Origin of the sequence: Streptomyces sp. NPDC048172 (assembly GCF_043202595.1) — a bacterium.
In the GTDB taxonomy this organism is placed as follows: Bacteria; Actinomycetota; Actinomycetes; order Streptomycetales; family Streptomycetaceae; genus Streptomyces.
The window spans coordinates 119,464-132,618 of sequence record NZ_JBIDAT010000008.1 but is presented as its reverse complement, the minus strand read 5'-3'; the positions used below and the strand labels follow the sequence as shown (position 1 = coordinate 132,618).

At 72.7% G+C, this 13,155-nt stretch carries 13 protein-coding genes; 6 read left to right on the top strand and 7 right to left on the bottom strand.

All coding sequences use genetic code 11. The annotated features are described in order from the left end of the window. Positions 1 to 9 precede the first annotated feature (9 nt). Both ACGF3A_RS32430 and ACGF3A_RS32425 read right to left on the bottom strand, forming a co-directional pair. Positions 10 to 2,325 (bottom strand): ATP-binding protein, encoded by a 2,316-nt coding sequence (locus tag ACGF3A_RS32430; RefSeq protein WP_393733987.1) that lies wholly within the window; start codon positions 2,323 to 2,325, stop codon positions 10 to 12. A gap of 15 nt (positions 2,326 to 2,340) precedes the next feature. Further along, positions 2,341 to 2,844 (bottom strand): ATP-binding protein, encoded by a 504-nt coding sequence (locus ACGF3A_RS32425; RefSeq protein WP_393733986.1) that lies wholly within the window; start codon positions 2,842 to 2,844, stop codon positions 2,341 to 2,343. A 92-nt stretch (positions 2,845 to 2,936) separates the two neighbouring features. Between ACGF3A_RS32425 and ACGF3A_RS32420 the strand changes: the two genes are divergently transcribed. Beyond that, positions 2,937 to 3,752, top strand: coding sequence for a Scr1 family TA system antitoxin-like transcriptional regulator (locus ACGF3A_RS32420; protein WP_393733985.1), 816 nt, complete (start codon positions 2,937 to 2,939; stop codon positions 3,750 to 3,752). Next, complete coding sequence (locus ACGF3A_RS32415; RefSeq protein ID WP_393733984.1) at positions 3,749 to 4,009, top strand: DUF397 domain-containing protein; 261 nt, start codon at positions 3,749 to 3,751, stop codon at positions 4,007 to 4,009. The genes ACGF3A_RS32420 and ACGF3A_RS32415 overlap by 4 nt, the downstream gene beginning before the upstream one ends. Here the strand turns inward: ACGF3A_RS32415 and ACGF3A_RS32410 are convergent. From ACGF3A_RS32410 to ACGF3A_RS32395, 4 genes are all read right to left on the bottom strand, one after another. Continuing rightward, complete coding sequence (locus tag ACGF3A_RS32410) at positions 3,963 to 4,544, bottom strand: hypothetical protein (RefSeq protein ID WP_393734264.1); 582 nt, start codon at positions 4,542 to 4,544, stop codon at positions 3,963 to 3,965. The two genes, ACGF3A_RS32415 and ACGF3A_RS32410, sit on opposite strands and share 47 nt — an antisense overlap. A 2-nt stretch (positions 4,545 to 4,546) precedes the next feature. Then, entirely contained in the window at positions 4,547 to 5,152 is a 606-nt protein-coding gene (locus ACGF3A_RS32405) for an AAA family ATPase (RefSeq protein ID WP_393733983.1), read from the bottom strand. Positions 5,153 to 5,192: 40 nt separating this feature from the next. Beyond that, positions 5,193 to 6,317 carry a ribosome small subunit-dependent GTPase A gene (gene rsgA, locus ACGF3A_RS32400; protein WP_393733982.1) on the bottom strand — a complete coding sequence of 375 codons (1,125 nt, stop codon included), beginning with the start codon at positions 6,315 to 6,317 and terminating at the stop codon, positions 5,193 to 5,195. 222 nt (positions 6,318 to 6,539) lie between these two features. Then, positions 6,540 to 7,403: a DUF3152 domain-containing protein gene (locus tag ACGF3A_RS32395; protein ID WP_393733981.1), complete on the bottom strand. Its 864-nt coding sequence runs from the start codon at positions 7,401 to 7,403 to the stop codon at positions 6,540 to 6,542. Positions 7,404 to 7,850: 447 nt separating this feature from the next. On the opposite strand from ACGF3A_RS32395, the gene ACGF3A_RS32390 reads away from it, so the two are divergent. Together ACGF3A_RS32390 and ACGF3A_RS32385 are read left to right on the top strand one after the other, a co-directional pair. Beyond that, entirely contained in the window at positions 7,851 to 8,204 is a 354-nt protein-coding gene (locus ACGF3A_RS32390) for a hypothetical protein (protein WP_393733980.1), read from the top strand. Between the two features lie 19 nt (positions 8,205 to 8,223). Continuing rightward, complete coding sequence (locus tag ACGF3A_RS32385) at positions 8,224 to 9,024, top strand: methyltransferase domain-containing protein (protein ID WP_393733979.1); 801 nt, start codon at positions 8,224 to 8,226, stop codon at positions 9,022 to 9,024. 13 nt (positions 9,025 to 9,037) lie between these two features. Here ACGF3A_RS32385 and ACGF3A_RS32380 read toward each other — a convergent pair whose 3' ends face one another. Further along, positions 9,038 to 9,613 (bottom strand): DUF6506 family protein, encoded by a 576-nt coding sequence (locus ACGF3A_RS32380; protein WP_393733978.1) that lies wholly within the window; start codon positions 9,611 to 9,613, stop codon positions 9,038 to 9,040. Between the two features lie 243 nt (positions 9,614 to 9,856). Between ACGF3A_RS32380 and ACGF3A_RS32375 the strand changes: the two genes are divergently transcribed. Together ACGF3A_RS32375 and ACGF3A_RS32370 are read left to right on the top strand one after the other, a co-directional pair. Next, positions 9,857 to 10,363, top strand: coding sequence for a hypothetical protein (locus tag ACGF3A_RS32375; protein ID WP_393733977.1), 507 nt, complete (start codon positions 9,857 to 9,859; stop codon positions 10,361 to 10,363). A gap of 57 nt (positions 10,364 to 10,420) precedes the next feature. Continuing rightward, positions 10,421 to 13,150 (top strand): hypothetical protein, encoded by a 2,730-nt coding sequence (locus ACGF3A_RS32370; protein ID WP_393733976.1) that lies wholly within the window; start codon positions 10,421 to 10,423, stop codon positions 13,148 to 13,150. Positions 13,151 to 13,155 lie beyond the last annotated feature (5 nt).

Genomic DNA, 13,155 nt, shown 5'->3' with positions numbered 1-13,155 from the left:
CCGGGACGTCTACGGGGCGTGCTGCGTGCCCTGTTCCTCGCGGACCAGGGCGGCGATCTCGGAGCGGGAGGAGAAGCTCAGTTTCGTGAGGATGTGCTCGACGTGGGCGTCGGCGGTCCGTTTGGAGACGACGAGCCGTTCGGCGATCTCGCGGTTCGACAGGCCCTCGGCGACGAGCGCGGCGACCTCCCGTTCGCGGCGCGTGAGCCCGTCGGTGCCCGTGCTGACGGGCGTCTCGCCGGAGGCGGCGGGCAGCGCGTCCCGGTCGTGCACGGCGAAGTCGACGGCGGCCGGGCGGGGCAGCGCCACGCCTTGGCGGTGCAGCAGCTCGTAGCGCCGCTCCCCGATGGCCTCCCGGGTGGCGGCCTCGAAACGGGCGTCCAGGGCCTGGAGTTTCGCGCTTCCGGCGAAGGGCGCGCCGCCCGCCAGCGCGTAGAGCGCCTCCGTCGCGCCGAACAGCCAGGCCGCACGGCGATGCCGTCCTTCCTGCGCGGCGGTCCAGGCCAGCAGGCCGCAGGAGGCGGCCTCGCCGAACGGGTCGTCGCGCGCGTGCTGGAGTTCGAGGGCGCGTCGCGCGGCCCGGCCTGCGGCGGCGGTGTCCCCGGAGACCACGTGCGCGATGGCGGCGCCGGTGAGGGTGAACCCCTGGACGTAGCTCTCCTCGCTCCCCTCGCCGAGCAGGCCGAGGGTCTCGGTGAAGGCGTCGAGAGCGGCGGGGATGTCGCCGAGGACGGTGTGGGCGAGCGCGGTGCGGAACGCGGTGAAGCACTGGCCGAAGGTGTCCCCGACCCTGCGGAAGGTCTGCTTCGCGTCGCGCAGCAGCTCCAGGGCCGCGCCGGGCTCGCCGGTGTACACCAGCACGGCACCCCGGCTCATGCGGGCGTATGCGACGAGCCGGGGGACGCCCAGCCGGTCGGCCAGTTCCTGCGCCTCGTCCGCGAAGTGCCGCGCCGCCGTGTGCTCGCCCCGGTGCATAGCGAACGTGGAGTTCCACACCAGGGTCATCAGCCGGTCGGCGGACGGTTCGGGCGCGCGCTCCAGCGCCCGGTCCATCCAGTGGCCCGCCTCCCGGGGCTTTCCGGCGCACGCCCAGTACGCCCACATCACCCCGGTCAGCGCCACGGCCTCACCTCCCTCGCCCTCCAGGGCGTAACCGAGCGCCGCACGCAGGTTCTCCAGGCCGGGGACCAACGCGCGGTACAGCGGCACCTGTTCGGAGGTGTGGAAGCGGTCGGCGAGGCGGCGTACGAGGGAGGTGTAGTGCGCGAGGTGACGGCGGCGGCAGGCGTCACGTTCGCCGTTGGCGCCCAGCCAGTCGGCGCCGTACTCGCGGATGGTGTCGAGCAGCAGGTAGCGGCTGCCGCTCTCCGTCACCCGCAGCACCACCGACTTGTCGACCAGGCTGATCAGATGGCCCAGCAGCTGGTCGGCGGGGAGTTCGGCGTCGGCGCACACCGCCCGCATGGCGGCCAGGTCGAACGGTCCGGCGAACACCGAGAGCCGCGCCCACAGCAGCCGTTCGGCGGGCGTGCACAGCTCGTGGCTCCAGCCGATGGTGGTACGCAGGGTCCGGTGCCGCGACAGCGTCGTCAGCCGACCGCCCGTGAGCAGGGCGAAGGTGTCGGTCAGCTGCCGCACCAGTTCGTCGAGGCCGAGCGCCCGCAGCCGTACCGTCGCCAGCTCGATGGCCAGCGGGATGCCGTCCAGGCGACGGCACAGGGTCACCGCCTGCGCCCGGTTGGCGTCGGTCACCACGAAGCCGCGCATCGCCGCCGCGGCCCGCTCGGCGAACAGTTCCAGCGCCCCGCCCCCGTTGTCGGGCGGCAGGGGCAGCGGCGGTACGGTCAGTACGTGCTCGCCCGGCACGTCCAGCGCCTGACGGCTCGTGGCCAGCACCGTGAGCCCCGGCGCCTGCGGGAGCAGCAGATCGGCCAGGAGCGCGCAGGCGTCGACCAGGTGCTCACAGGTGTCCAGCACGAGCAGCAACTCACGCGTGGCGAGGTGCTCCACCACGGCGTCGACCTGCGGACGGCTGCTCTGCTCGGGCAGGCCCAGCGCCTCCGACACGGCGTTGGGCAGCAGCTCGGCGCTCTTGAGACCGGACAGCTCCACCAGCCGAACGCCGTCCCGGTAGCCGTCGGCCACCTGCCGTGCGGCGCGCAGCGCCAGCCTCGTCTTGCCCACTCCTCCGGGGCCGACCAGCGTGACCATGCGGGTCCGTCCGAGCAGTCGGCGCACCTCCGCCATCTCGGAGGACCGCCCGACGAAGCTCGTGACCTCGACCGGAAGTCTCCCACCAGGGTGCCGACTCGCCCCGAACGCCATGACAGAACAGCCTAGTCAGCCGCGCCCCGACTGCGCCCGGATCCGCAAGTCGGCGCCCTCCGTACTTGACGGGCGGGGCGGCGCGTGCTCCCTGTGCGCACGCCCCTGCCGCCCCTCCAGCCCCTGGAACTCGCACCACACGATCTTGCCGGGATCCCGCTCCCCCACACCCCACTTGTCCGCGAGCACCGAGACGAGCAGCAGCCCCCGCCCGTGCTCCTCCTCGTCGCCGGGCACGGGCACCCGCACCTCGCCGTCCCCCGAGTCGTGCGCCTCCACGCGCAGCACGCCCTCGCCGTGCAGATAGAGGTGCAGCCGAAACCCACGGCCCGGCGGAACGCCGTGCACCAGGGCGTTCGTCGCCAGTTCACTGACGCAGAGCACGACGTCCTCGCCGCGCGCCTCCACACCCCAGTCGGCGAGCGCCCGGCGTGCGAACGCCCGTGCGCGCGGGACCGACCTGCGCTCGCGCCGGAAGAACGCCTCGCGGAAACGGGGGAGTTGGGTCTCATCGTTCACGAGGCCACTGTCACTGCCCGTACGTAGAGTGGCACAGTGCGTCGACTCGTACGCTTCCGGTGTACGGGCTGCGCGAGAGAAGAGAGACGCGCATGGACCATCCCAAGAAGCGCGGCAGCACCTGGGACGCGATCGGAGCATTGGTCGCCAATTTCCGCAAGTACGCGGGAAAGACTCAAGCTGAACTTGCCGACGAGCTCAACATCAGTTACGAGAAGCTGGCCTCCATCGAGCAGGGCCGCCGCCCCCTCCAGATCGCCCTCGCGATCCGGATCGACGACCTGCTGGACACGAAGCGCGCGCTGGAAACAGCCGTGAACAAGGTCCCCAAGCGCGAGAAGTACCCGCTGTTCGTGCAGGACTTCATCGACTACGAGCGGGATGCGCTCACGCTCCTTTCCTACGAGAACCATGTGCCGCCCGGAATGCTCCAGTGCGCGGAGTACGCGCGAGCGGTCTTCTCCTGCCTCTATCCGCCGCTGGACGACGACCAGGTGGACGAGTGGGTGGCGGGTCGGCTCGACCGCCAGAAACTGCTGGAGCGCAAGCCGCCGCCCATGGCAACGTACTTGATGGAGGAGAGCGTCCTCCGGCGTCCCATCGGCGGACGACATGTGCTGCGCGCGCAACTGCGACACCTGCGGGAGTGCGCCGATCTCCCGTTCCTCGGGGTCCAGATCATGCCGACGGATCGGGAGGTCCACGCGGGGCTGGACGGGTCGATGGTGCTGTTGGAGACCCCTGACCATGACCACTTGGCTTATGTGGAGGGGCAGTCGGTCAGCCACCTCCTCGATGATCCGGACGGGGTCAGTGTCCTCGCACAGAAATATGGGATGCTCCGGTCGCAGGCGCTCAGCCCCGAGGAGAGCAAGAACCTGCTGGAAAAACTGCTAGGAGAGACATGACCGGCGTCACTTGGTTCAAGTCCAGCTACAGCGGCAGCCAAGGCGGAAATTGCGTCGAAATCGCCTACGACTGGCGCAAGTCCAGTTACAGCGGCAGCGAGGGCGGCAATTGCGTCGAGGTCGCCAGTGGTTGCAGCGCCATCCACATCCGTGACTCCAAGGACACGGCGGGCCCGATCCTGACCGTACGGCCCGCCGCCTGGGCGGCGTTCACGCAGGCTGCTGCGAAGGGAGACGTTGCAGCAGGCCCCAGGTGAACTCGGCCACCACGGCGTGCGGTTGACCATCGGCGTCCGGCGCAGTGAAGGCCAGGCGCCATCGCGTAGGAGCCGATCCCTCCAGCGGACGTGCTGGAGGGAACGCGCGGGCCACTTCCTCCACCGTGCAGGACCAGGGCTCCAGGTCTTCGACCGTACGCAGAACCGGCGCGGAGGCATCGGGCGCTCGCACGAGCCATTCGTTCCAGACGGCGCCGCCCGCTCCGGCGACGACCTCGAAGCGGAGGTCGGGCCAGAGGGGGACGGGCCAGGTGTGGATCTCGGAGTCGAGGTCGCCGATGCGGCGGCGTACGGACGACTCCGGCGGGCCGAGGACGGAGCGGTAGCGGGCGAGGGCGCCGCGTCCCTTCGGGGAGCGGACCATCGCCTGCCACCTCTTGTTGGCCTCGCGCATGTCGGCGAGGGAGACGCCGAGTTCGCGGAGGGCCTCGTCCACGCGCGGGGCCTGGAAATCGGCCATCCTGCGGAGCAGGACGAGCTGGAAGGCGAGCGGGCCGAAGCGGTCCATGGGCATGGTCACAGGGGCCGGATGTTCTTGACGGTGACCTGGGCGCGGTGGAGGCGCCGGGCGAGGGGGCCGCTGTCGTCGGGGCGCAGCCGGAGGCCCGCGCTGCGGGCGACGGCCTCGGCGGCTCCGGACACCGTGAGGTGGTCGGTGGTGAGGTGTTCCCCGAACTCCGGCTTGGAGAGGGCCTCCAGGCAACGGTCGACGCGGGTGGCGGCCCACTGTTCGGAGCGCAGGCCGCGCAGGCCACGGCCCTGGAGCCGTCGCAGGACGGTCTCGCGGTGGGCGAGGAGGGAGAAGTGGCGTACGTCGTAGCCGTCGGCTCGTAGGCGTCCCACCGTCTCCTCGAAGTACTGGGGGACGACGACGGTCATGGGGACGATGACGGGGCCTCCGGCGGTGTGCTGGTCCAGGAGGTGGCTGAGCACCTCGTGGACGCCCTGCCGCCAGGAGGGGAAGTCCTGGAAGTCCCGCCGCTTGTCGCGGGGCAGCATGCGCTGGAGCCCCGTGCCGAAGTGCTCGGGGTCCGAGACGACGCTGCCCGGGAGGCGGCGGCACAGCTCGTACGCGGTGTGCGTCTTGCCGCCGCCGAAGGGACCGTTGATCCAGAGGAGCATGGGGAGGACGCTACCAACGCCCTCCCCGTGCTCCGGGCTGTCACCAGCCGCTGTGACCCTCGCCGCGGGGCCCGCGCTTGCGCTCCATCATGTGGCGCCCGAGGGCCGAGCGCTGCTTGAAGAGCTGCTTCTGCTCGGACCGCAGGCGTGCGTCCGTACGGGCCGCGAGGCGCTGGTTCTCGCGCAGGAGCTTGCGGTAGCTGTCCAGGCGGCGTTCCGGGAGGCTGCCGTCCTCGATGGCGGCGAGGACGGCGCAGCCCGGCTCGGTCTCGTGGGCGCAGTCGTGGAAGCGGCACTCCTCGGCGAGCGCCTCGATCTCGGAGAACGCCTGGCCGAGACCCTCCTCCGCGTCCCAGAGGCCGACGCCGCGCAGGCCGGGAGTGTCGATGAGGACGCCCCCGCCGCTCTCGGCGGGCAGCGGCAGCATGTCACGGGTGGTCGTGGTGTGCCGCCCCTTGCCGTCCTTGTCGCGGACGGCGTGGACGTCCTGCGCCTCCATGCCGAGCAGCGCGTTGGCCAGGGTGGACTTGCCCGCGCCTGACTGGCCGAGCAGCACGGAGGTGCCGCCCGCGAGGACGGCGCCGAGGACGTCGACGCCCTCGCCGGTCTCCGCGCTGACGGGGAGGACCTGGACGCCCGGCGCCGACTCCTCCGCGTCGGCCACGAGGTGGCCGAGCGTGGCGGGGTCGGGCACGAGGTCCGCCTTGGTGAGGACCAGGACGGGCTGGGCGCCGCTCCCCCAGGCGAGCGCGATGAACCGCTCGACGCGGCCGAGGTCCAGGTCGAGGCCGAGGGAGACGGCGATCAGGGCGTGATCGACGTTGGCGGCGAGGACCTGCGCCTCGGAGCGCTTGGAGGAGGTCGAGCGGAGGAACGCCGTACGGCGCGGGAGCAGCGTCTGCACGTACCGGGGGTCGCAGCCCTCGGGGTCGACGGCGGCCCAGTCCCCCGTGCACACGACCTTCATCGGGTCGCGGGGCACGACGAACTCGGTGTCGGCCCGCACGACGCCCTCCGGGGTGGCGACGTCGCACAGCCCACGGTCGACGCGGAGGACACGGCCGGGCAGCAGACCCTTCGCCGCGTACGGCGCGAAGGTCTCCTCCCAGTCGGCGTCCCAGCCGTAGGGAATGAGAGGTGAAGAAGAGGAAGAGAAGGAAGACAAGGGTGACCCTTCACAGGGGCAGCCCGGCTGCGAACGTGAGTGAGATCAGCCGGAGACTGCGGAGGTGGACTGGATGGACTTCCGAACGCGGGCAGCGCCCACCGCGACAACGGCCATCGGTCTACACCTCCCAGAAATCTCCGCAGCAACAGAACAGCGCCCTCAGGCTAGCCACCCGCCCCGACCCACGCCACCGGTTTTCCGACGGGCAAGGGCGAGGGCCTACGGCACCGTCGGCCCCGAGATGTACCGGCCCTTCTCGTCGTACGGCCAGGCGTTCGCCTTGCAGCCGTTCAGCCCGTCGATCTGCTGCATCATCGCGGGTGCCCGCTGGCCCGGCCCCGCGCAGCCCACGTGGCCATGGCCGAGGCGGTGGCCGACCTCGTGGTTGACGATCAGAGCGCGGTATTCGCCGATCGGCCCGTCGAACTGGTCCGAGCCCAGCACCCATCGCTTGAGGTTGACGACCACGTCGCTGCCGACGCTGCAATTGACCTCGCCCCGTGTGCGCAGACCCGCCCGCCCGCAGATCTGGTCCACCGTGCCCGGCGTCGCGATCCTCACCACGAAGTCGACGGGCCCCGAGTCGACCAGGCGGAACGAGTTGCGCCCGTCGGCGGTCCAGCCGCGCGCATTCGCGAGCACCGCCTGGACCTCTGCCGCCGCCTTCTTCGCGGACAGCTCGATGCCGTCCTCGACGAGCACCTTGTAACGCCGCAGGGTCGCGCCCTGACCGGCCGTGGCCCCGGTGGACCGGGCGGTGGCGAAGGTGCCGGGGCCCGTGGCGGGAATCGGGATCCGCTGCGGGTCCGCCGACGCCGGCTCGCTCGGCTTGTCCGAGGGGGAATTCGAGGGGGATTCCGGCGGGGAATCGGAGGGGGAATCCGAGGGAGAAGGTGCGGCCGATGGCTTGTCCTGGTCGGAGAGCGACGGCTCCGGGGTGGGCGTCGGCGGCTGCTCGGCCCGCGGTTCATCCTCGGCCCCGGCCGGGGCCCGGGCCTCATTCCTCTTGTCCCAGGCGACCGCGCCCCCGCCTATCAGGATCACCATGAGGAGCACGAGCAATCCGACGGTGCCGCGTTTCACGGCACTCCTCGGCTTCCGGCGTCGGCGCCCGCGCAGGGCAGAGGTGCGGTGACCCACTGCTGATCCCCTGAAGTCTGGGTGTGTTCGGACAGCGGGGGCGGCCTGAGAGACCGCCCCCGCAGCAACAGAACGGAACCCAGGCCCCAACGGTTCACTTCTCGCCTCTGGCAGTCCGCGACCAGTCCGGGACGACGGCTGCGCCGGAATTGTGACGGTCGCCACCATCGCGGGATTGAACCACCCGGGGCGCGGCCCCGTTGGAGCGGTGTAGCAGTCCGGTCTCGGAAATGGATTCCACGATTCCACGCTCTGCCTCACGTACCGCTTTGACGCACGAGTGACATTCCAGATCGCTGTCGCGCTTCGACGGGGGGATTTTCTTGAAAGGTCATTACGCGCCGAGCGACACGGCCCGAGAGAAGAGAAGAGAGGCGGGTGCGAGTACCGATGGTGAGTGAGGAAGAGCTGCGCTCCGTGGTGCTGTCCCACCCGGGCGCGCGCGAGGTCCCGGACTGGGGAATGAACCGGTTCCGCGTGCGGGGCAGGACGTTTGTGACGGTCAACGGATCGGGCACCCGCGCGACCGCCCGTATCCGCATGAGCCACTGGCTGCGGCTCCTCGTGCTGGAGGGCGCCTCCCGCAGGCCGTTCCACACCCTTCCCCGGCCGGGCTGGATCCGCATCGACCTCTCCCGAGTGAGCCTCGATGCCGTCCGCAACGTGGTCTGGGAGGCCCGCCTGTGGGCGGTGCCGCCCCTAGGGAACAGCCCAGTCCGCACCACCCGGGCTCCTCGCCCCTGAGAAGATCGAGGTCTGAACCATGTCCCAGCCCTTCCCCGACGGAAACGCCCCCCACAGCCTCCGTCCGGCCGATCCGGCCAACCAGTACGACGCCGCGGATGAGGATTACGTCCGGTACTGGGACGGCCGTGACTACGAGCACGGCGCCGAGACGATCGCGGTCAAACGCCTGCTGGGGGAGATGTCCTGCGCGCACGCCGCCGACGTGGGCGGCGGCTTCGGCAGACTCAGCCTGCTGCTGGAGCAGTACGCCGACGCGGTGACGCTGCTGGACCCCAGCCAGAAGCAGCTCGACGCGGCGGCCCATCATCTGAAGGGGCACCCGCGCATTCGCCCCCAGCTCATGCGCTCCGGCGCGCTGGGTCTGCCCGACTCCTGCGTCGATCTGCTCACGATGATCCGCGTCATGCACCACCTCCCCGACCCGCAACCGACCCTCCGCGAGATCTCCCGCGTACTGCGGCCCGGCGGCACGGCCATCATCGAGGTCGCCAACCTCACCCACGCGGTCAACAAGGTCCGCTACCTCGTCAAGCTCCAGCGGCCCCCGCGTGACCCCGTCGACATCCGTTCCGCCGACAAACGCAAGGAGAGCGGCATCCCCTTCGTCAACCATCACCCTGACACCGTCACCAGCCAGTTCGCGGCCGTCGGCCTCACTGTCGACCGTAAGCTCTCGGTCTCCAACCTCCGCAGCGCCCGCCTGAAACGCGCCCTCCCGGCCCGCGCCGTGCTCGCCGCCGAACGCACCCTGCAGGCCCCCCTCGCCTCCCTCGACTTCGGCCCCAGCCTCTTCTTCCTCCTCCGCAAGAACTCCTGACGTAACGGCCGTATCAGCTCTCGAAAGCCGCCGCGTACGCCGCGGCCGGGGTGATCGACTCGAAGGGCCAGCGCACCAGCGTGACCGTGGCGCGGTCGCCGACCGCCGCGTGCACCCGCGACGCCGTGGCCGCCGAGGTGCCGCCGCAGATCTCCACGACGTCCGCCCCGCTCTCGACCGCCTCCAGCGCGGCGGCGACCATGGCGTCGTCGTCGGGCGCCGGGGCCACGGTCGTCCTGGCCCCGTGCGGGTGCTCCACCGTGACCGTTTCGGTCAGCGGATCGGCTCCGGGGTCGCCGTACAGCGTGATCGAGCGCGGGTGCCGGACGCCGCCGAGGTCGCCCGCGAATCCGACGGGTGCGCGGCCCGCCACCGCCTCGATCACTTTTCCGGCCTCGGCCAGGCCGAAGCCCCGGTAGAGCTCCAGCAGGCCCAGGCCCGCCGCTGCCTGCTCGGCGGCGACGCGCGCCGCCTCGTCCGCGTCGGGCACCCAGACATAGGCCAGCGGACCGCCCGGCCCCTTCCGGTCGACGCGCTCGACCGCCGTGCCCTCGGCGATGAACAGGAACATCGTGTCAACAGACGGCATCTTGATCCCTCGTCTCGCTCGTTCTCGGTGTCCTGACGATCGGACAACCAGACGGAGGGGCGGGCACATTCCCAACTGCCGGGCCCCGAGGGCGTGATCAGCGGGAAGGGGCGGGAAGGGAGGGGCGAGGATAGCCCCCTCACCCGTGCCGCGCCACTGATTTCACCGGCCACCCGGCCGTCGGTATCCTCCCCACGAGTCCGCACCGGCACAGGAGCCGGGCCGAGGGGAGGACGACGCGCCGTGACACAGGGGACGGAGACGGGGACAGGGACGGGCACGGGGACCACCGCCGAGGCGCTGGTGGAGCGGGACGTCTCCGAGGCGGCGGAGAAGGAGCTGGTCGAGGCGCTGGCCCGGCACGGTGTCGCCCTCCGCACCCGCCGCGTACTGGCCCACCGCGGCCCCTCCGAACTGCAATGGGCCGTCCTGATCGCCCTCCCGCTGCAGGGCTTTCTCAGCGGGCTCGGCACCGAGGCGGTCAAGGACGCGTACGCGGCCCTGAAGAGCGCGGTGCGGCGCGTCACGCGCCGCGAACAGCCCGCGGACTCCCGTCCGTTGGTCCTCCAGGACGCGGCGAGCGGACTCCGGGTCGTCCTGGAGGCCGACCTTCCGGGCGAGGCGTACGAGCAGCTCGTGGGCATGGATCTGACCCCCTTCCGGCACGGCCCCCTGCACTACGACCGCGCGCGGCGGCGGTGGCGTTCGGAGCTGGACGAGGCGGCGGCCGAGACCGAGCCGGACGCCTGACCCGCTGACCCCGCTGACCTCGCTGACCCCGCTGACCGGCCGACGGGAGCGTGACGTTTGGGCCCCAGGGACGACCTCCTGAGCGACGCGCTCGCGGAGGCGGAGGCGGCACGCGAACGGGGTGACCGCGCGTCGGCTGAGTCCGCGTGCGAACGGGTGCTGACCCTGACTGAGGGCCAGGGGCCGATCGCGGCGGACGCCCTGATCTGCCGCGCCCGGCTGCGGCTCGCGGAGGACGCCGCGGAGGACGCAGCCGAGGAGCCACTGTCCCGGGCCCGTGCGCTGGCGCCCGAGGCGTGGGCCCCCTGGTACTGGTCCGGCTGCGCGGCGGCCCACCGCGCCGAACTCGACACGGCCGAAGGGCACTTCGACGCCGCGCTCGCGTGCGTGACGGAGGAGGACGACGCCGGGGTCGTCGCGCGCGTCCTCGTCCAACGGGCGTACGCACGCGCCCTCCTCGACAAGCCGGGCCCCGCCCTGGACGACCTCCGCCGGGCCGCTGACCTGCACGACCCCCTGCACGACCCCCTGGACGAGGCCGCGCGGCGTACGGCGGCCGTACTGGCGCGCGGGCGGTACGAGGAGGCGTGCCGCCTGGTGCGCCGTAAGGAGTTCGAGCCCGCGCTCGACGCGCTCGTGGAGTGCGAGCCCTGGTGGCCGGAGGGCGCGCTCAACGGGGCCATCGCCGAACTGCGGCTCTACGCCGTCTGGCAGCTCGCCGCGCGGCGGGCGCCCGGCGCCCGCGACCGCGCCCGTACCCACCTCGCCGACGCCCGCGCCCGCCTCCCCGACGACCCCCGCCCCCAGCACTGCGCCGCCCGCCTCGAATTCGCCGCCCGCGCCTACGAGGACTCCGCCACCCTGTGGTACGGCGCCCTCACCCGCCACCCCGACGACCCCACCCCCCGCCACGCCCTCGCGCTGTGCCGCGAACGTACGGGCGACGCGGAGGGCGCCGACCGGGAGTTGACGGCCCTGCTGGACACGGAGAGCGGCCCCCGGGCCCGACTCGCCCTCGCCGGGCTGCGCATGCGGGAGGGGCGGTGGGGCGCGGCGGGTGAGGTGCTGGAGGAGGGCGCAGAGTCGTCGGAGTCGGAGGTGCTCGCAGAGTGCCGTTACCGAGCGGGGGAACCGCCCGGTTCCGGGGGCGGCGCGTGGGCCGTTGCCGGGCTCGTGCGGGACGGGCGTACGGACGAGGCTCTCGTCGCGCTGGACGGCGTGGACGCCCGGCCCGGTGGGCGGGGCGAGCAGGAGGCTGGGCTGCTGCTGCGCGTGGCGGCGCTGCGCGAGTTGGGCGGAACCCGGTGGGCCGAGGCCGCCTCGCTGCTCGCCGCCGCGCGCGAACTGGCCCCGGGGCCCGCCCGTTCGGACGCGGACGCGCTCCACGCGGTCGTCCTCGCCATGGGCGGACGGCACGACGCCGCCGCCGCGCTGCTGACCGAGGCGGCACGGCGCCGCCCGGCGGACCGGCACCTCGCCCACCTGCGCGCGCTGGTGCTGCTGCACGCGCTGAGCGCGGGGGACGGTTCCGCGGCCGTACGGGAGCAGTGCGTCGCGGCATGGGGGACGCTGCTCCACGACGCCGGGTTCTGGGAGCGGCGCCGTACGGACGCCGAGCGGCGCCACCGGACCGGGATCGCGCCCGCGCACGTCGTCACGCTCCGCACGGACCTCCACTCCCACCTGGAGGCGTGCCTCCGGCCGCCGGAGGGGGACGACAGCGGGCTGCTGCTGCGGCGCGAGAGCGAGGCGGCGAGGGCGCTCGCGGGACTCGGGGGGTTCGGGGGGTTCGCGGTGGACGCGTCCGGGGGCGAGCGGCTGGTCTGCGGGCCGCTGCGGATCGTGGAGCTGGGGATGGCGCGGGAGTTCGGGGCGTACGTGTGCGCGCTGGGCGGCCCCCCGTCGCGGCGACTCTTCTCCCAACTGGGCTTCGCCCAGGTCGAGTTCATGGCCGACCGGCCGCGTGAGGCCCTCGCCGCGCTCGGCGATCTGCGCTGCGCCGCGTGCGCGGCGGCCGGGGACGGCACGCGCGAGGCCGTCGCCGTGTGCGCGCCCGGCTGCGACCGCTTCGACGAGATGAACCCGGGGTACGCGGGGCTGCCCGCGCCGGAGAAGCACGGGGCGCTGCGCGAGGACGCGCTCGCCCTGGCGGTGGAGGCGGCGCTCGCCGAGGGGCGGGCCGCGCTGACCGCCGCCGAGCCCGATCCCCGTACGGCGCACGCCTGCTGGCGTACGGCGCTGCGGTACGGCAGGGCGCTGGGCCGGTACCAGGACACGCAGCTCAAGGTGGCCGACGTGGCGCTGGGGTCGGTGGCCGCGCTGCGCCGCGCGGGACGGTTCGACGCCGCCGTCTCCGTGCTGGAGGCCGCGCACGCGATCCTCGGGGCGAACGAGCGGCACCGGCTGGTGGGGCCGCTGGCCGGGGTGCTGACCGACCGGGGCATCGTCGCGTTCAACGCCGCGCCCGGCGAACTCGACGGGCCGCTCGACGACTTGAGGCGCGCCGTGGAGTTCAACCCGCACCTCTCGCGGGCACAACACACTCTCTGCCTGTTGCTCAGGTTGCACGGGACACGGCAGCGGCAGGCGGGGAGCGTGACCGGCGCGCTGCGCACGCTGCGCGCGCTGCTCGGCAGGCTGGACGCGGCGCTCGCGCTCCTCCCCCACGACGCGGAGCTGGAACGGCTGCGGGACGGGGTCCGGTCGGACGTGGCGGGCCTCGCCGCTGCCGCGCCCGACCCGAGCGCAGCGCCCATCGCGCCCGACGACCTCGCTGGCGGGAGCTGAGAACC